The organism is Paenibacillus sp. FSL H7-0350, assembly GCF_038593195.1.
GTDB lineage: Bacteria > Bacillota > Bacilli > Paenibacillales > Paenibacillaceae > Paenibacillus_AQ.
The window spans coordinates 4,036,786-4,054,893 of record NZ_CP151972.1; the positions used below are offsets into that span (position 1 = coordinate 4,036,786).

Below are 18,108 nucleotides of genomic sequence, written 5' to 3' on the forward strand. Positions count from 1 at the left end.
GGTGTTTCTTTTAAACCGTCCTCAAATCGGGTCACAGTTCAAGATGATGAAGAGGGAGCTTCTTTGTTATCGGTGAGGACTATTGTAGAATGGAATGAACCAATTGCGGAAAGGGATGAATTGTATAGATGGGAACCTCCACATTCCCTTTGTTCCAGCGGAACTTCGTTCTGCAAGCCCGAAGTACAACTCATCATTGGGAAGGCGCTGGCCCCCTTTCGATCAAGACATTTCGGAATGGTCGTGCCTATTACAAAACAAAGCTAGGTCATTATGCTGTGGAGGAAGAGGGCTATCTCCTTTTAAATGAGGGGGAGCCGTACGGGATAGCCATTGAGTCAGATACAGAGGTCGACTCTTTTTGCGTATTTTTCAAGGCAGGTTATGCTGAAGAATTTCTTAGAGCTATTCATGTCGGAGCAGAAAAGTCTTTAGACGATCCATTCTCACAATCTAAGCACCCGCTGCAATTTTATACAAAGTCATACCGTCATAGTCACTTGATCACTCCGCTTATTGAGAACTTTAAGAATTCCTTACCTGTATTCGGCAGCGAGAATCTCTGGGTCGATGAACAGTATCAAAATCTGATTCAAGCACTGCTTAACGTCCATCAGAAGATTGTTCAAGAAATTAGTACCGTCCCCGGCACGCGCCCGGCCACCAGGGAGGAGCTGTTCCGGCGGTTGACCGTAGCATACGAGTACTTACATGCGTATTACAACCAAAACGTGTCTCTTGAAGAAGTCTCAAAAGTCGCATGTCTCTCTAAAAACCATCTAATCCGCAACTTCCGTCACTTTTTTAAAAGAACACCACACCAGTTCATCCTTGAAAAAAGGATACTTGAAGCACAGCGTCTCCTTTGTCAAACGGAAAACAGTGTAACCGAGATTAGCCTAAGTGTTGGCTTCGACAATGTCTCTTCCTTCAATAAGGTTTTTAAACAAAGAACGGGATTATCGCCCCAGATGTTTAGAAAAAAGTGATTTTGGAAAAGTAAATCTTCATCCGCACATGTTACATTTACTGCGTGGAACATACAACCTACACAAGGGAGCGATATTTACATGAATTCAGAATTCCAAATTAAAGGCATCGGGCAAATATCCATTCGGGTACATGACATGGAAGCAGCCACCCGGTTCTATCAAGATACTCTAGGCCTAAACCTGTTATTTCAAATCCCGAACATGACCTTCCTGGAGTGTAACGGGATTCAGCTGGTCTTGAGTATTGCTGAAGACGCGCGGTTCGACCATCCCAGCTCGGTATTCTATTTCCAGGTTGACAATATTCACGCATCGTACGAAACGTTAGTCGGGCGGAATGTACATTTCCTGGACAAGCCGCATAAAGTGGCTGAGATGGGTCAAACCGCAACCTGGATGACGTTCTTTCAGGACCCCGATAAGAATGTACATGCCTTGATGAGTGAAGTGTCTGTGTCCGAATAATTACTTCCAGGGGCATTATTGCCCCTCTATTCGGTTTTTCGCATACATTCAGCCCGCATACCTATCCCCCCACCGCCGCAATCAGCACCGGCAGGACCAGGAAAGAAGCCAGCGTGGTCCAGACGATACAGCGCGAGACCAGCGCAGGCGAGCTGCCGAAGCGTTCGGCCAAAACGACGGAATTGACAGCCACCGGCATGGATGCCAGAATCAGCAGCACCGAGAAGAGTGTGCCTGTGATGTTCAGGGCGAGCAGCACCAGCGCGGCCAGCAGCGGAGCCAGCACCAGCCGGACGGTCAGCCCCGTCCAGAAGGCCAGCTGCACATTGCGCTCCGTGTGCGCGGCTCTGACCTTCACCATCTGCGCGCCGAGAATCGCTAGCACAACCGGCGAATAGGCACCGGCAACCATCGACACCCCCGAAGCCAGCTCATGCGGCATATGCAGGCCCAGCGCCCGCAGCAGCAGTGCCAGAATGGCGGCGTAAATAGCCGGTAGCGAGAAGACTGACTTCAACGCGCTGCGTACGGAGAACTGTGAACGGGCGGCAAAATACACGCCGATCGTATTCACAATCACCATCTGGGCGATGACGTAAACCGATGCCTTGTCCAGGCCCAGCTGGCCGAAGGCCAGCAGCACCAGCGGCAGGCCGTAATTGACGCTGTTCGTGAAGGTGGAGATGAGCGTAAGACCAGCGGCTTCCGGCGGAGCCAGCTTGAGGATTTTGCCGATCAGCGTCGCCACGCTCCATAAGAGGAACAGATTCAGCAGCGAGAACGCGAGTGTCTTATAGACATCATCGAAGGAGATATCCGCCGTAGCCAGCGTGTCGAGAATAATAGCCGGACTGAGAAAATACAGGTACAGCGTCAGCAGAGGCTTCGTATCAAGCTGCTTATATCGTCCAAGCAGCGCTCCGGCGGCCACCGGAATGGACAGCGGTACGATGACCTCAACAAGTGTCGTGAGTACAGTCTGAATCACAAGCCAGGACTCCTCTATGTAGTAGTTATTTCTAATATAACCCTCCTTAGCAGGGAGCGTCTAAGACAAGGAAGCAATATCCTTAATAGCAATTGCCTATGGGCAGCCCCCCGCCCCAAAACATAACAAAAATCCCGCACCCTCAAATTAAGGGCCACGGGATTCCGGTTAGGACTTCGGTTTACAGCATTTTGATCTCAAGCAGCTCGTATTTGATGATTCCCATCGGCGCGTTGACGCTGATGATATCGCCTACCTTTTTGCCGATCAGCTCTTTGCCGAGCGGGCTCTCGTAGGAGATCTTGTTGTCCAGCACATCGGCTTCCGCCGGTCCAACCACTCTATATTCGATCTTCTCCGAGTACTCTACATCGTTGAGGATAACGATGCAGCCTACGCTGACTGTACTCAGATCCATATTGCTGGCATCCACGATCTGCGCCTTGATCAGCATTTTCTCCAGAATCATAATGCGGGTCTCCATGAAGGATTGATCCTCCTTGGCGGAGTGGTATTCGCTGTTCTCCTTCAGATCGCCGTAGCTGATCGCCAGCTTAAGCCGGGCTGCAAGCTCCTTGCGCCCTGCTCCCTTAAGTTCCCTCAACTCTTCCTCCAGCTTGGCCAAGCCCTCTTTGGTCAAAAATACTTCGTCATTATTAGACATGTATACAACTCCTATGATTTGCTCGCTTTATAGTATTCTAACTCATAATCGCCCAACATGCGAAGAGAAAGCGCTATAACGCATGATAAAGGAGTATTTACGGCAGAGTCACGGCTTCAAGTCTCCACCTGCGGAGCAGGGGCAGCTGCTGGCTTGCCGCTACTGCCTCTCAGGAGGAAGGTCAGCGGAATAGCCAGCAGTCCCACTGCCGTAGCGATCAGGAAAATATCCTGTACGCCCATCGTCATCCCCTGCGCCTTCAGCAGAGAACCCGCTGCCCGGGCCGTCCCGTCCGCCAGTTCCTGCTGATGGGCAAGCGATCTGGAAGCGAGCAGCGAGCTGAATACGGCAATGGATAAGGCACCTGTAGCCTGGCGGACCCAATTGGTTACAGAGGAGGCATGGCCGGTAATGGCTCTTGGCACCGCCGACATGCCGGCATTGGTCACCGGCATGAAGGCCAGTGCAATGCCGACATTGCGCACCGCCATAAGCACCGCCACACGGGTATGGGTCACGGCCAGCGTGATGTGGGCAAGCTCCCAGGTCGAGGCGCTTAGCAGCAGAATACCGCCCAGGATCAGCCAGAACGGGCCGATCCGGGTGTACAGCTTGCCGACCACCGGGGACAGAACAGCCATCACGATCGAGCCCGGCAGCAGCACCAGCGCGGTCTTCAGCGGGGTGGACTGCTGGATATCCTGCAGGAAGACCGGGATCAGGAAGGTCCCCGAGTATAACGCAACGGTGATAATACAGTTGATGATCAGGCTGTAGGTGAACCGGCTCTGCCGGAATACCTTAAGATTCAGCAGCGGCTCCTGGATCGACAGCTCTCTGCGGATAAAATACGTTAAGGCCGCCGCCCCAACCAGCAGCAGGGTCAGGGTGTTCCATGACATCCAGCCCCAGGCGCCCCCTTTATTGAAGGCTAGAATAATGAAGGCGCTGCTCAGAATGACTGTGACGAAGCCCGGCAGATCAAAGCTTCTGCTCCCGGTGTTCTGCCGCTGGAACGGCAGGCACTTCAGCGCTACGGCAATGGCAATCAGGCCAATCGGCAGATTAATCACGAACAGCGATTTCCAGCCGAAGTATCCGGTCAGCCAGCCGCCGAGTGTCGGGCCGAAGGCAGGCGCCAGCATCGAGGACAGGCTCCAGAGGCTCATGGCGAAGGCCTGCTTTTCTTTTTCGATAAACTGATAAATCATCGTCATGGTGGTGGGGATAATCAGGCCGCCGAATATTCCCTGGATAATGCGGAAGGTAATCAGTGAGTGAATATTCCAGGCCACCGTACATAGTGCCGAGAACAAGGTGAAGCCCGACAGGGCAAATACGTAGAGAACCTTATAGCTCCATTTATCCCCGAAATATCCCACCACAGGCGCAATGACGCCGGTAGCCAGCAGATAGCCGGTAATCATCCACTGTACGGTGCTGATCCCGGCGTGGAAGTCCTTCAAGAAAACCGGGAACGCAACATTAATGGTAGTTGTACTGAGAATAGCCATGAAATTACCGAAAAAAATGGCCAGAATAATCAGCCAGAATGATGAATGTTTTGCCGCCGGACTGCTCAAGGGCGCTCTCTCCTCTATTTTGCGGTTCACCTTAATATAGGTGTATGATACAATTAAATTAATATATGTGTATTATACAACTATGTATTTGAAAGTCAATGTGACTTATTTCATGATTCTTTCATAATGAGGCGAGAATCTCAGACAGCCTTAGCATAAGGCCGGTATTATCAATTATACTAGGGAGACATATGACAAATGACAAAGTTACCAGTAAAGGACGGAATCTAACTATGGCTGATGAACAGAAGGACAAGCACCTCGAAGCTCTGAATCAGGAGCTGATTACGCTGATCCGCCACGGCTCGCTGGATAAGAAGCATGGCGGGCTGGACCGCTCCTCGTATACCCTGCTCCACCATCTGTCGACGCACGACAAGGTAGGCGTTAAGGCGCTAGCCGAACAATTCGGCCTTGACACCTCTACCATCAGCAGACAGACAAGCGTCCTGGAGGCGAAGAACTATGTGGAGCGGGTGCCGGATCCGCAGGACGGGCGCTCCAGCTATTTTCAGCTTACTGCGCTTGGTGCACAGACCTTCGCCGAGGCCCGGGACATCCGGCTTGCGCGCTACGGGGAGATCTTCGAGGACTGGTCCCCGGAGGACTGCGGACTCTTCAGCGGACTGCTCGCCCGGCTCAACCGCACCCTGCAGCAAAAATAGCACAAAGAGGATTGACGGATGCTGGTGAAGCTGGTAGATTGAATTAATCATACAAAACAACTCGGAATTATATTTTAGTCAAAGGGGCCGGTCTGCATGAACTTTATTTTCTTTTCCCCGCATTTCCCCAAGAACAGCGCTGAATTCTGTACGCATCTGCGGGAGCAGGGGGCCACGGTGCTTGGAATTGGCGATGCAGCCTATGACCAGCTGGAGGACAAGCTGAAATCGGCACTGACCGAATACTATAAGGTAAGCAATCTGGAGAGCTATGAGGAGATTCTGCGGGCTGTTGGCTATTTCACCCATAAGTACGGCAAGATTGACCGCTTCGAGTCGCTGAATGAATACTGGCTGGAGCAGGATGCCGCCATCCGTACGGACTTCAACATCTATGGCACCAAGTCGGATTTCGTCCATAATCTCAAGCAGAAGTCCAAGATGAAGGAGTTTTTTCGCAAAAGCGGGGTAAGCACTGTCCAGTTCTCCACCGGTACAACGCGTGACAGCGTAGAGAGCTTCATCCAGAGCGCCGGCTTCCCGCTGGTGGTGAAGCCCGATCTTGGCTCCGGGGCCAGTAATACGTATAAGATCAATAACGAAGAGGAGCTCCAGCACTTTTTTGACACGAAGCCGGAGGATGTAGCCTTCATTATTGAGGAATTCATAGACGGGGTCATCCTCACCTATGACGGCCTGGTGGACAGGGACGGGAATGTGCGCTTCGCGGTCAGCCACCTGTTCGAGAACAGTGTGATGGATGTCGTCAATACGGACAATCACCTCTACTACTTCTGTCTGCGGGAGATCAGTCCGGAGGTTGAGGAGGCAGGGCGGAGCATTTTGCAGGCTTTTGACATCCGGGAACGGTTCTTCCATATCGAGCTGTTCAAATCGCACAAGGATGGCCGGATCATTGCCCTGGAAGTGAATATGCGTCCGCCCGGCGCCTGGATGACTGATGCGATTAACTTCGCCTATGATCTCAATGTGTATAAGGAATGGGCCAGCATGGTTGTGCACAATGAGGTTGGCGGTCCATACGAAGGCAAATATTATACCGGCTATGCCAGCCGCAAGAATCATAAGCATTACGCTCACAGCCATGAGGACATCTACCGTGAATTCGGCGGGAAGATTGTCAATTATGACGAGATTGAAGAGGTCTTCAGCAGAGCGATGGGCAACCGCGCTTATCAGTTCCGTTCCCCCGAGCTTTCGGAGGTCAGAGACATTAGAGGCTATATTCAACAAGAAGAGGGATAGGATGTGTTAACGGATGAGGATAAGCTACCATAAGGAGTACAGCCACAACCTGGGCAGAGACATGGAGTACAAAATATACGGCCACGCCGGCAAACCGATGCTCGTCTTCCCCACCTCGCTTGGACGCTTTTATCAATATGAGGATTCGGGCATGATCGATACGCTCTCGTCCTTCATTGAAGCGGGCAAGCTGCAGATCTGGGCCTGTGACAGTCTGGATGAGGAGACCTTCTTCTCCACCCACTGGAACAACGAGGACCGGATACACCGTCATGAGCAGTATGACAAATATATTGCGTATGAGCTGATTCCCGGCATCCTCCATGAGAGCAAACAGAATAACGGCGGGACCGACCAGCGCATTCTGATCTCCGGCTGCTCGATGGGCGCTTATTACGGCGCCAGCTTCTTTTTCCGTTATCCGCACTATTTCGATACCTTGATCGCCCTGAGCGGCGTCTACTCCACCTACTACTTCTTCGGCGACTATATGAGCGGGAACGTCTATCTCAATTCACCGCTGCATTACCTGCCGGGCCTGACGGATGAGCATTATCTGAACCAGTACCGCAGCAGCACCATTATTGCTTGTGTCGGTCAAGGGGCTTATGAGGACGAGATGCTTCATGAGACCCGGCTGCTTCAGGAGGTGCTGGGGCAGAAGGGCATTCCGGCCCGGATCGACTACTGGGGCCATGATGTCAGCCATGACTGGCCGTGGTGGAACAAGCAGATTCATTATTATGTGGAAGGCTGCTTGGGCTAGTGAGGCTGTGACTTGAACGCGAATTGATTTGAATAAAATCATCCTACCGGATGAATGGGATTACCTGCGCGCCACTGCAATGTATGCTGTTTTTCACATACATTCAGGCCATATGCCTGCATTTGAGCACAATGTATGCTGTTTTTCACATACATTCGGGCCATATGCCTGCATGTGATCACAATGTATACTGTTTTTCACATACATTCGGGCCATATGCCTGCATGTGAGTACAATGTATGCTGTTTTTCACATACATTTGGGCCATACGCCGCTTTTAGCAACCGATGGTACTCGTTTTTCAGCATACCAAGTTCACTCTTGCTCCTCGCGGCTACCCTCAGCCACATTCAGCAACTAAGTACTCTGCGAATCAAGCATCAAAAAAGGAACTGCTGAAATCAGCAGTTCCTTTTTCTTGAGACCACTATCGCCTCTTACTATGCAGGTACATGCTCCGAACAGAACTGAAGCAGCGCCGCTTCCTCATCTTCTTCCATATCGAAATCGAGCAGCTGGCCTGAGGAGGTCTCCAGCAGATCGTAGCTGACCAAGCTTGTCTGCTCTTCTTCCACTTTGACAATCACGCGGGCGGACACGCCGTTCTCCACGTACAGCTCATCATCCTCCGGCACATCAATATTCACGACGAACTCATATCGCTTGCCGCTTAGAATATTAAAAGGATCTCTTACGTTCTCCACGGTGTAGCTTGTAAATGTCAACAAGTTGCATTCCTCATTTCTCAATTCACTGCCAGATTATTGTAACACAGTATCTGCGGCTTTGCCTTTGATCTTCTTGATCTGCTTGCTGCGCAGCTGGCCGCAGGCCGCATCAATATCGACGCCCTGCTCCAACCGGGTGCTGACGCTGACGCCCTGCTTCTTCAGCGTATCAAAGAACGCACGCACCGACTCCCGCTCGCTCCGCTGATACTGGCTATGCTCATCCACGGGATTATACGGAATCAGGTTGACGTTCGCCAACTGGCGGCGGTCTCCGATTAACTCAGCCAGCTCCAGCGCATGCTCCTCGCGGTCATTGATATCCTTCAGCAGGATATACTCCAGCGTGATTCTCCGGTTCGTCTTCTCCAGATAGTAATCAATCGCCGGCATTAACTTCTCTATAGGAATGGCCCGGTTAATCTTCATAATCTGTGTCCGCAGCTCATTATTCGGGGCATGCAGCGAGATCGCCAGATTAACCTGCATATTGGCGTCGGCGAATTCTCTGATTTTGTCCGCCAGGCCGCTGGTGGATACGGTGATTCCTTTGCCGGCAATCGCCAGACCCTTAAGATCCTTGATGGTAATCAGGAAGTTCAGCAGATGCCGGAAGTTATCGAACGGCTCGCCGATCCCCATAACCACGACATGGGTGACCTTCTGGCCGTGGCCTGCCTGATCCAGATAATGCTGAACCTTCATAATCTGCTCCACAATCTCGCCGCTGGTCAGATCCCGGCTCTTCGCCAGCAGTCCGCTCGCACAGAAGCTGCATCCGATATTACAGCCGACCTGAGTAGTGACACATACGGACAAGCCGTATTTCTGCCGCATCAGCACTGTCTCAATCAGGTTGCCATCATGGAGGCGGAAGAGGAACTTCACTGTACCGTCGGCTGATTCCTGCTTCACATGCTCTTCCATCGTCTGGAACACATAATGCTCTTCCAGCAGCGCTGTGCATTCCTGATTCATTCCGTCCATCTCGGCGAAGCTGGTAATCCGCTTGCGGTACAGCCATTCCCAGACCGCAGTGGCCCGGGATTTCTTGTGCCCATGCTCCAGCAGCCATGCCGTTAACTCTTCCAAAGTCAATCCATAAATGGATTCTTTATTCATTTCATATCCTCTTTTCAAAACATTAAAGTTCAACCTATCTATTTTACCTTGACAGGGACATTAGCAGCAACAATACCTTATTGTCTCAAATTTCGTTTATTAAAACAAGAGGAAACGCTGCGGAGTTGAGCGCTTGGAGCAGGGAAAACCGCAGACAAAGTCGGTCGCTACCGCTCCTTCAGCTCCAAAATTCTCCTCCGCACTATTCCCTTAACTTAAATTTTCAATTCAATTGATATAGACTTTGATGGCAACTATACTGCTCGAGCACGTTAGAGCAGGAATCCCGCTTCCAATTTGTTCAAGCCTTCCTCCAGCAGGGCGGCAAAATCAGCATCCGGATGCTCCGCATAATATAAAACCACTGATATATTCACACCTATCACTGCACCGGCAAAGGCACGGATTGTCATTTCATCCTGTCTACCCTCTGTGCGTGTCGTGATGATTTCTATAAGCAAATCCATCATATTAAGCATATTGTTAAGCATTGCCGCCCGCAGCTCAGGCACAGACATGACTAGAGCATTACGTTCACGCATCGTTATAATTTCGTCCTCAGTCATCTCATGTACACCCGATATCATAGCAGCACATATTGCCTGTAGCGGACTCAGTTCTGCTGGCTGCCTCTCAAAAGCCTCCAGCAGAAGAGGATCATAATTATCCATAAGCAATACCTCTTCTTTGGAGGCGAAATAGCGAAAGAACGTACTATAAGATATCTCTGCAGCGTCTGCTATCTGCTCAACCGTTGTTGCTTTATACCCCAGCTCCCGAAAAAGCCGCAAAGCGTGCATCTGAATTGTGGCCATCGTCTTTGCTTTTTTTCGCTCACGCAATCCTGTTTGCCGTTGATTCAAAGGCAAAGCGCCCACCCCTTAATCCTTACTCCTGTAAATCTTCCCTCCCATCTTATCATGATCTCCGCCTGAAGCCGAAGTAATTATCTGTATCATTCCATTTCCTCCGTCTACCCTCACACAGTCTCCCGTATGTAGTCTCGTGGTTGCATTTCCGCAGCCAAATACTGCAGGGATTCCCAGCTCTCTAGCTATAATTGCCGCGTGAGACAAGGGGGCACCGATATCTGTAATAATTGCAACTGCCCTAGGGAAACAAAGTGTCCAGCCCACATTAGTTGTAGACGCTACCAATATCTCCCCTGGCAACAGTAGATTTCCATCCTCTGGACCAGCCAGAACACGCACTACACCTTCAATTATTCCAGCTGCTCCAGGGGAACCCCGGAGTATACCCTGTCCGATCTCATCCTTCATTGGCATTTCAGGGTCATACAGATCAATTCTGCGCCGGGGATCTTTCATCCAGAGGTAAGGATCGAATCGGCCTCTAATCACTGATGGAAGTGGCGGAAGTTTCTGATACCTCGCAAAGGTTTCTTTTCTGGCGGCAATATACTGAACTCCTGGCTGCTTCCCGTCTTCAAGCCCCTGCAGAATTTCACTCAGATAAAGAAAGAAAACATCTCCGCCAATTCCCGCCAGTTCACCAGCCTTAATTGCGAAATCCCGGTTTAACCTATACACTCTTGTCCATTCTGAACGGGCTGATTCACGCATCTGCGGCCCTTGCGCAGTTGCAGAAAGTTTATGATAAATAGATTTCCACCTATGTGGGAATCTCTCTCGCAGTCTTGCACATGCATCTGAATGCTGTTGACGCTGCTTGTTCAACAATTCTTCGATATCCTTCGTGTTATCCCTATACTGGCTCAATTTCAACTCCAGCCTGTCCTCATCCTCAGACAGGTCTGCAATAGACAGCTCGAATTCATGCGGTCCGCGATGTCCGTATTTCGCCACGTATGCTCTACGACTAAGCTGATTATGAATAATGCGGGACAGGCCCAGAAGTGGCCCCAGACTCTCCAACTCTCTACCCTTTCCTGAGCTGGAGAGAAGAATATTAGCATCTTGGGTCCCCACCAGCTTTATTAATTTCCGCTTCTGCTTAATGTATTTTTGCATCGGGGCACTTGTACCTTCCAAGGCGTTCCACAATGCATCAACATTCTGAGGCCACAGCTCACGGTTCCATAAGAGCAGTAATTCCTCTCTACTCTGAATAGCTTGTAGCCGTTCACGTATCATTCTGCACGATTCCGCAGTCTGCTCCAAAAATCGCGGAAGATTCCGGATCGCCTGCCGGGTACGGCGCATACTATGCAACACTCCCGGCCCTACTATCCTGATCAACTCCCGCTTTCGAAACGGGTATACGGGTACGCTTACTCCTTGCGGAAGTTCTCCGAATACATTGCTCATTTGCCGCAATAGTGGTGCAATTCTTGCACCCATTACAGACATCGCAGAGACAGGTAGACTGATATTGGAATAGACCCGTCCGCATATATTACCTGATAGCATATAATGCCCGGGAATCACGTTATGCTCTTCGTCCAGTGCACGGAGAATTGACCAGCTTAACGGAGTAAGAACATCCGATATGGATTCGCCTACGTTAGTGTTAGTCCAGAGAAAATCTCCGGTTAACGAATCATTGCATTCATAAGTATTTAGGTTCCCTGCACCGAGTGTTGTCACCGGACGGGCCTGAAGGATATACAGTTCCCCACCCGAAACTGACCACTCAATATCCTGGGGATACCCCATCTGCTTCTCGATCCTTGCCGCGCAACGGAAGAGTTTTGAGGCATATTTCCTTAGCCCAGAGGGCCCTGTATATTCTCCTCTTAGTCTGCTCAAAGTAAATGGAACAGCATTAGCTTCACCCGAAACTAGTTCTTCTCCCAGCCCCTGAACATAATTCCCCGTCATATTTACACGACTTCCTGTTAACGGGTTCACAGTGAATAATACACCTGACAGATCCGACATGATCATGCGTTGGATAACTATCGCCATCCGCTGGCTCTGATCAATACCCTGAACCTGACTGTACACGGCCACTCTCTCGGCAAATTGCGATTGGTAAACGAATTGAAGGGCTGACCAGATCTGTTCATCGGCATCCACATCTAATACAGATTCAAAGCCACCAGCAAAGGAAGCACCCGCTGAATCCTCACTGAGTCCGGAAGATCTGACTGCGAATAGGGCAGTCGGATGGTTTTTTCGTATAACATTGATCTTAGATAGGATAAGCTCGCGCGCCTCTTGCTTCACAGACCCGCCCGGCATTGCTTCTGGCAGTACCACTAGACCTTCAGGAACAGGAAAACCCCGCTGATATAGCATGCTAAGCACCGCCCCCTTACCTCCTGCGAACTGCTGAAGCTCTTGAGTAACTTCCTCAAAACCTAGGACAGCTTCCTTCATAACACCCACCCCTCGCCATATTTTGAAATTTAATATCAATTGACACTAAGTATCATAATTTTCTTTCTGTAGAAATACAAGGCCATTTATTACTCCTTCAAAAATAAAATAACCCCACAAAGTGGGGTTTTAGCTTCGATGATGACTCAGGTACTTTGCGGGGACCCCAAACATATAAAAAAAAGCGCAGTCCGCAGGGACCACGCCTTTTCCATCAAACCTTATTTATACAGAACCTTCTCGACATTGTATTTCGCGCGAAGCTTGTTGACAATGTAGGTCTCATAAATCTCTCTGTCCACCGGATCTTCGACGAGGCAGACTTCGATGCGGGTAACCTCATCGCGGTGGGGCTTCATCACAGATACATTATCCTCGAAATGCTTCTTGATCCGCGGTCTCAGCTTGCGGGCCTTACCCACAAACAACAGCTCGTCCTGATCATTGTAGAACATGAAGATGCCCCCGGCTTCGCGGGTAATCAGGTGGAAATCGGTGAATCCGTAAATATGGCTCAGCTCAGGGTTAGCTTGCTTGTAAATAATAACTTCCGGTGACGGAATGGTAATGCTGATCATTAAGCTTCACTTCCTCTTTGGATATAGAAATAAATAGTATCATAGAATGGGTAACGTGACTATTTCTATCTTGTGCAAATTGCCGCCGGTTCATAACTTACTTACGCTTCGGCTTCAATTCCGGCATGCCCAGTGTAAGAGCCATATTGCACAGCATAGCGTTAGCCAGGAAGGTGCTCACCTTCACCTCAGGATGCGCAAACCCGCCAGCGGTGAACTTGTCCTCCATATGGCGTGTCACCTCCTGCATTCCAGCCTGCATGGCCTGCCGGATTGCTTCATCCCGGATGCCGCTTGCCTGCACCTGCAGAATCAGCTCGTTCGGATGAGTCTCCATCAGGTGCTCATATAACTGGATGGCTTCGGCTAGCATTTGTTTTTTGGGGGCGCGAAATCCTTCAAAAGTAAGGAGAATCCGTTCGAATGCCCGCTCCAGCGCAGCAATGAACAGCTCTTCCTTGTTCTTGAACAGCTTGAAGATGTACGGCTGAGAGATTCCCACCCTCTCCGCCACCTGGGCGGTTGTTGCCCGGTAATAGCCATACTCGGCAAAAACAATCACCGCCGCCTCCAAGATCTGCTCCCGGCGATTCACAATAAGGGTCTCATCTCCCTGTGGTGAGCGGGTCTTACCGGATTGCTTATTCATATAGGCCTCCCCTTATGCCGAAGCATCCGCTCCCGCAACGATTGGTTATTGATCAATCACTCTTCATGGACTGATGGAAAGGGCATCCTTTCGCTTCCGCATCCTCTCGCTGTCCAGAGTCTGCCGCCTGTTGCTTCTTCCGGTAGACGAAGCGCGGGCTTAGCTGCAAATCACGCAGCTTGTTATCATTCCAGATCGGCGTGGAGGACGGCGACATCGGCGGAATCAGCCAGCCCCACTTGCCTGACACTTCCCTCCCTTGCTGCTGCTCCTGTTCCTGGAAGCGGACGAATTGGTCTGCGGCTGTATGATGGTCCACAATACTGACCCCGGCTTGCTTGAAGGAATGGAGAACGGCCCGGTTCAATTCCAGCAGCGCCCGGTCCTTCCACAGCGAAGTATTGGTTGATCGGTCCAGTCCCAGCAGTTCTGCCACCGCAGGCAGACGGTTGTAGCGGTCCGTATCGCCGAAATTCCGCGAGCCGATCTCCGTCTCCATGTACCAGCCATTGAATGGCGCTGCCGGGTAACGGATGCCGCCGATCTCCAGGCACATGTCCGAGACAATCGGAACGGAGTACCAGCGCAGGCCCAGCTCCGTGAATTGCGGAATCTCCGGGTGGCTGAGCGGCACCTCCTGTACAAGTCCTGCCGGGATAGGGAAGCAGCGGGGTTCCTCCCCGCCGATGCTGATCACGAGCGGCAGAATATCGAAATCCCCGCCCGTGCCCTGCCAGCCCAGCTTCAGGCAGACGGCGGTGAATTCATCCGAAGCCGGATCACCAGCACGCGGATGCTCCCCGTCCCCGGGATAACCGGCATAGCGGATGAGCTGATGATTCCAGATCCGCATGGCACGGCCTTGCTCCTCTTCACTGCGGAAGACGGTAATGACTGGCCGTATCCGGCCGCCGTTATTCGCATGCTTCATATGATGCAGCAGCGCCTCTACCACCTCTTCTACAGTCTCTGCTCCGCGGGCGTCAATCACATCTAAGGAATGCCAGAACAGTCTTCCGATGCAGCGGCTGTTATGACGCCAGGCCATCCTTGCCCCGTGCGTCAGCTCTTCTCCTGTATGCCTGTATGTACCTGTGCGCTGCACCTCTTCCCGTATATCCGCCAGACGCAGGTCCCGTTCACCCTCAGTTAACCCCAGTTCCTGATAGCAGGCCATAATGAAGGACTCCGCCTGCCCGATGATCTCTGGATCGTTACGTTGCTGAACGATATGATTCATGTTCTCACTCCCCGTTAGTACCTATCAACTATGACTACGAGCTTGTCCATTAGGTTAATCATAGTTACTTCAGGAGCAAGTATCAAATTCTCTGTTGCTGCCTTAGAGAACGATCACTGTCTTTCCTCCCCTGCTGCGTTCCCATTCTTTCTCTGCTCCAGCTCTGCCAGTCTGGAGATAATCCGTCTTTTGCGGTAGAGCATCCGAGCAGCCTCCGTCACCTCTTCCAGCGTCTTCCGGTTAAGGTAAGCGCCGAAGAACATGCCTGCGACCGGAACAGTCTGGAGCAGCTTTTTCCAGCCCCAATTGTCACGGTATACGGTCACTACCTCCTTCCAGCCCTGAATCCTTGAGACGGTCTCCTTGGTTGCGGCCAGAATATTGCCGTCTCCGCCCGCCTGCAGATTCAGTTCCTTCAGCAGCGTGCGCTTCCCCACTACATCGGAGGAGGCGAACTGCATCACCTTCACGGTGAAAATCCGCTCCGCCTTATCGGTCGGATCATAGCCATAACAGAGACCAATCTCTTGAATCGCCTTCAAAGAGAGGCCCAGCACAGCCGGAATATCGGCAGCCAGTGTAAAAATCCCGCCGAAGCCCGTAGTCGCCCCCTGGGCCGTAGCCGTATTCCAGCTCCGCTCTGCGAGCTTCAGAGCCACTGCATCCATCACAGCCAGCGGGAACGGCCCGTCTTCCGGAGCGCCTGCTGCCCTGCTTGTCTCATTCATCAGCTTGCCCACCTTGCGCCCGGCCACCAGATAGTTGCCGCCGTTCTGGATGTAGCCGCCCAGTTCATCGAGCAGCCGGCCTACCTTATCGTGGATAACCTTTGGCGTAATTGCATCAAGCAGCTTGAACGGCAGCCGGGTAATCCGGTCCCAGATCATCAGCCTATTCTGCTCTTTCTCCCACTTGGTAATCTCCTTAAGTGCGGCATACAGCATCTCCGGTGTCTCCGGAGGTCTCCATGAACCGGTGTTGTCTGCTTCTGGCATAGTATGTACCTCCCCTGAATGGTCTCGTCATTACCTTATAACCTATTTCATAACAAATGATTGCAGAGGCCCCATATCCGGGCCTCGGATCCCATCAACAGCAAACAGGCATTCCCGGATCAACTCCGAAAATGCCGGTTCACCTTAGCCCGGTTCAGGCTTTAATCTTGGGATTCGCCTGTCTGCTCATCCAGCGAAGACAATCTGCGCTTCTCTTCCTCCAGTCTCTCTTGGACCAGCTCGACCCCTTGTCTGCCGACTGAACCTTCCGGGGCATGGCGCACGGCTTCTTCTGCATGCTCCAGACTGCTCTCTGCCTGATCTATCATCTGCCCGGTCGGATGACTCGAAGCCTGGGTTACAGCGTTGTGCAGCTTCGTCACCGCATCGTGCGCCTGATCCACCGTACTGTTGGTGCGCAGACTGGATTCGTAATGCTTCATAAAATCCTTCCCCCTCCATCTCGGTTTCTGTTCCTCTCTAGGATGGATTGGAGAGCGCAATCTTATGCGGCGATCCCGGCTCAGAATCGCCTACACCAGGAACATGGCGACAATCGTCATGGCCGTAAGGCCCAGCAGGACCGGCTTCAGATTGCGCCGGGCCAGCTCGAACGGGCTGACGCCGCAGATCGCAGCGGCGGGAATGAGCGCCCACGGGATCAGGGTGCCGCCGCCGACCCAGATGGCGGCCACCTGCCCCAGGGCGGTCAGCGTTGCCGCGCCGGAATGGATCGCGGCGGCGAACAGCCCGGCAATCGAGCCGGCCAGCGAGATGCCGGAGAACCCGGAGCCGTCGAGGCCGGTGATCGCACCGATCACCGTCAGCGTTACGGCGCCTACCGCCCCGTTCAGCGGCACGTGATTCGCCAGGGCCACGCCCAGGTCGTTCACGATGCCGTGCGAGCCATCCGGCAGCACCTTGCCGTACAGTTCGGTGAAGGCGGCGTCGCCCAGATAGAAGAAGGCGGCAATCGGGATGACTGGCCCGAAGACCTTGAAGCCGAAGGTGAAGCCTTCAATGAGGTAGGCGGTGATCTTCTCCAGCCCCTGCCCCTGGCCGCGATGGGCCAGCAGGGTAATGACAATCAGGATCAGCACAGCAGTTCCCCCGATTAGAGCGGTAGCATCGCCGCCTTGCAGATGCAGCACGAACATGCCGATCACATCCAGCAGGAACAGCAGCGGAATGGCAATGGCCAGCCCTTTGCGCAGACGGTCACTCATGAAGACTGGATGGTCATCATCCGTCCCCGCGTCAGCCAGCGGCTCTGCTGCTCCCGGGGAAGAGACCAGGCCGTCTCTCCAGGTGCCGTTCTTCTGGTCCCGCTTCATCATCCAGAATGCGCTGACCGTAGTGACAATCCCCATAACAACAACCAGCGGGATACTGGCCTGCATTACGCTCGACACCGGAAGACCGGCGGCATCCGCCGTCAGCTTCGGAGCGCCTTGAATAATATAATCGCCGGAGAGGGCGATCCCGTGCCCGAACAGGTTCATGGCTACCGCTGCGCCCAGCGCGGGCAGGCCGACCCGGACCGCCACCGGCAGCAGAACCGCCCCGACCAGCGCTACCGCAGGGGAAGGCCAGAAGAAGAACGAGGTTACCATCATTATCAGCCCGATGCCCCAGTAGGCCATCGCCGGTGTGCGCAGGAACCGGGTGAGCGGCGATACCATCGTCTCATTGATGCCTGTTATAATCAGAATCCGGCTCATCGCCACGATAATGGAGATAATCATTATGGTGCCGAGCAGCTCCTTAGTCGCATAGACAAAAGAGTTAAAAATCCCCGACACCGACCCGCTGAGCGTCGCCGTTGCCAGCAGTCCGAGCGCCAGAATCCCGGTCACACAGATCATAGTTGTATCACGCCGCTTGATCAGCAGCGCCAGAATGAACACAATAAACACCAGATACACCCAATGAATCGCAGTAAGCTGGATACTCATTAGCCATGCGCCCCCTTTCCACTTACAAATAGCAAGCAGGTGCTATATGCTATGCAGGAGGATAGGCTATTGTTCCCCTCAGGGACGCGAAGACCTTACAAAAAGACCCCCGCCTCCACATCACATGGATTCAGGGATCTTATTTGCGGA

18 protein-coding genes are annotated in these 18,108 nt (G+C 52.2%); 5 read left to right on the forward strand and 13 right to left on the reverse strand.

Annotation, left to right across the window (positions count from 1 at the left end; genetic code table 11):
- The first annotated feature begins 128 nt into the window (after positions 1-128).
- Positions 129-989 carry an AraC family transcriptional regulator gene (locus NYE24_RS18370; protein WP_342476361.1) on the forward strand — a complete coding sequence of 287 codons (861 nt, stop codon included), beginning with the start codon at positions 129-131 and terminating at the stop codon, positions 987-989.
- A gap of 81 nt (positions 990-1,070) precedes the next feature.
- On the forward strand, positions 1,071-1,457 hold the full coding sequence (locus tag NYE24_RS18375) for a VOC family protein (protein WP_036691922.1): 387 nt from the start codon (positions 1,071-1,073) through the stop codon (positions 1,455-1,457).
- A gap of 61 nt (positions 1,458-1,518) precedes the next feature.
- On the opposite strand, the gene NYE24_RS18380 is transcribed toward NYE24_RS18375, so the two are convergent.
- The 3 genes from NYE24_RS18380 to NYE24_RS18390 form a co-directional block, all read right to left on the reverse strand.
- Positions 1,519-2,445 carry an AEC family transporter gene (locus tag NYE24_RS18380; RefSeq protein WP_076156524.1) on the reverse strand — a complete coding sequence of 309 codons (927 nt, stop codon included), beginning with the start codon at positions 2,443-2,445 and terminating at the stop codon, positions 1,519-1,521.
- A 181-nt stretch (positions 2,446-2,626) separates the two neighbouring features.
- Positions 2,627-3,109, reverse strand: coding sequence for a transcription elongation factor GreA (gene greA, locus NYE24_RS18385; RefSeq protein WP_036691918.1), 483 nt, complete (start codon positions 3,107-3,109; stop codon positions 2,627-2,629).
- 116 nt (positions 3,110-3,225) lie between these two features.
- Positions 3,226-4,692 carry an MDR family MFS transporter gene (locus tag NYE24_RS18390; RefSeq protein WP_036691916.1) on the reverse strand — a complete coding sequence of 489 codons (1,467 nt, stop codon included), beginning with the start codon at positions 4,690-4,692 and terminating at the stop codon, positions 3,226-3,228.
- 233 nt (positions 4,693-4,925) lie between these two features.
- On the opposite strand from NYE24_RS18390, the gene NYE24_RS18395 reads away from it, so the two are divergent.
- From NYE24_RS18395 to NYE24_RS18405, 3 genes are all read left to right on the forward strand, one after another.
- Positions 4,926-5,357, forward strand: a complete 432-nt coding sequence (locus NYE24_RS18395) for a MarR family transcriptional regulator (protein ID WP_036691913.1) — start codon at positions 4,926-4,928, stop codon at positions 5,355-5,357.
- A gap of 96 nt (positions 5,358-5,453) precedes the next feature.
- A complete protein-coding gene (locus NYE24_RS18400; RefSeq protein WP_342476362.1) occupies positions 5,454-6,623 on the forward strand; it encodes an ATP-grasp domain-containing protein in 1,170 nt (389 codons plus the stop codon).
- Positions 6,624-6,636: 13 nt separating this feature from the next.
- Complete coding sequence (locus NYE24_RS18405) at positions 6,637-7,389, forward strand: alpha/beta hydrolase-fold protein (RefSeq protein ID WP_036691908.1); 753 nt, start codon at positions 6,637-6,639, stop codon at positions 7,387-7,389.
- 440 nt (positions 7,390-7,829) lie between these two features.
- Here NYE24_RS18405 and NYE24_RS18410 read toward each other — a convergent pair whose 3' ends face one another.
- From NYE24_RS18410 to NYE24_RS18455, 10 genes are all read right to left on the reverse strand, one after another.
- Complete coding sequence (locus NYE24_RS18410) at positions 7,830-8,117, reverse strand: DUF6509 family protein (RefSeq protein WP_036691905.1); 288 nt, start codon at positions 8,115-8,117, stop codon at positions 7,830-7,832.
- Between the two features lie 33 nt (positions 8,118-8,150).
- On the reverse strand, positions 8,151-9,239 hold the full coding sequence (gene rlmN / locus NYE24_RS18415; RefSeq protein WP_342476363.1) for a 23S rRNA (adenine(2503)-C(2))-methyltransferase RlmN: 1,089 nt from the start codon (positions 9,237-9,239) through the stop codon (positions 8,151-8,153).
- Between the two features lie 272 nt (positions 9,240-9,511).
- Positions 9,512-10,102 (reverse strand): TetR family transcriptional regulator, encoded by a 591-nt coding sequence (locus tag NYE24_RS18420; protein WP_305954378.1) that lies wholly within the window; start codon positions 10,100-10,102, stop codon positions 9,512-9,514.
- Positions 10,103-10,120: 18 nt separating this feature from the next.
- On the reverse strand, positions 10,121-12,541 hold the full coding sequence (locus NYE24_RS18425) for a PEP/pyruvate-binding domain-containing protein (protein ID WP_342476364.1): 2,421 nt from the start codon (positions 12,539-12,541) through the stop codon (positions 10,121-10,123).
- A gap of 221 nt (positions 12,542-12,762) precedes the next feature.
- Positions 12,763-13,119, reverse strand: coding sequence for a nucleotide excision repair endonuclease (locus NYE24_RS18430; RefSeq protein ID WP_036722768.1), 357 nt, complete (start codon positions 13,117-13,119; stop codon positions 12,763-12,765).
- Positions 13,120-13,216: 97 nt separating this feature from the next.
- Positions 13,217-13,768 carry a TetR/AcrR family transcriptional regulator gene (locus tag NYE24_RS18435; RefSeq protein WP_342476365.1) on the reverse strand — a complete coding sequence of 184 codons (552 nt, stop codon included), beginning with the start codon at positions 13,766-13,768 and terminating at the stop codon, positions 13,217-13,219.
- A gap of 52 nt (positions 13,769-13,820) precedes the next feature.
- Positions 13,821-15,008 (reverse strand): nitric oxide synthase oxygenase, encoded by a 1,188-nt coding sequence (locus NYE24_RS18440; protein ID WP_342476366.1) that lies wholly within the window; start codon positions 15,006-15,008, stop codon positions 13,821-13,823.
- Positions 15,009-15,121: 113 nt separating this feature from the next.
- Entirely contained in the window at positions 15,122-16,003 is an 882-nt protein-coding gene (locus tag NYE24_RS18445) for an EcsC family protein (RefSeq protein ID WP_342476367.1), read from the reverse strand.
- Between the two features lie 161 nt (positions 16,004-16,164).
- Positions 16,165-16,446, reverse strand: coding sequence for a hypothetical protein (locus NYE24_RS18450; protein ID WP_342476368.1), 282 nt, complete (start codon positions 16,444-16,446; stop codon positions 16,165-16,167).
- Between the two features lie 90 nt (positions 16,447-16,536).
- Positions 16,537-17,958 carry a hypothetical protein gene (locus NYE24_RS18455; protein WP_076156504.1) on the reverse strand — a complete coding sequence of 474 codons (1,422 nt, stop codon included), beginning with the start codon at positions 17,956-17,958 and terminating at the stop codon, positions 16,537-16,539.
- Positions 17,959-18,108 lie beyond the last annotated feature (150 nt).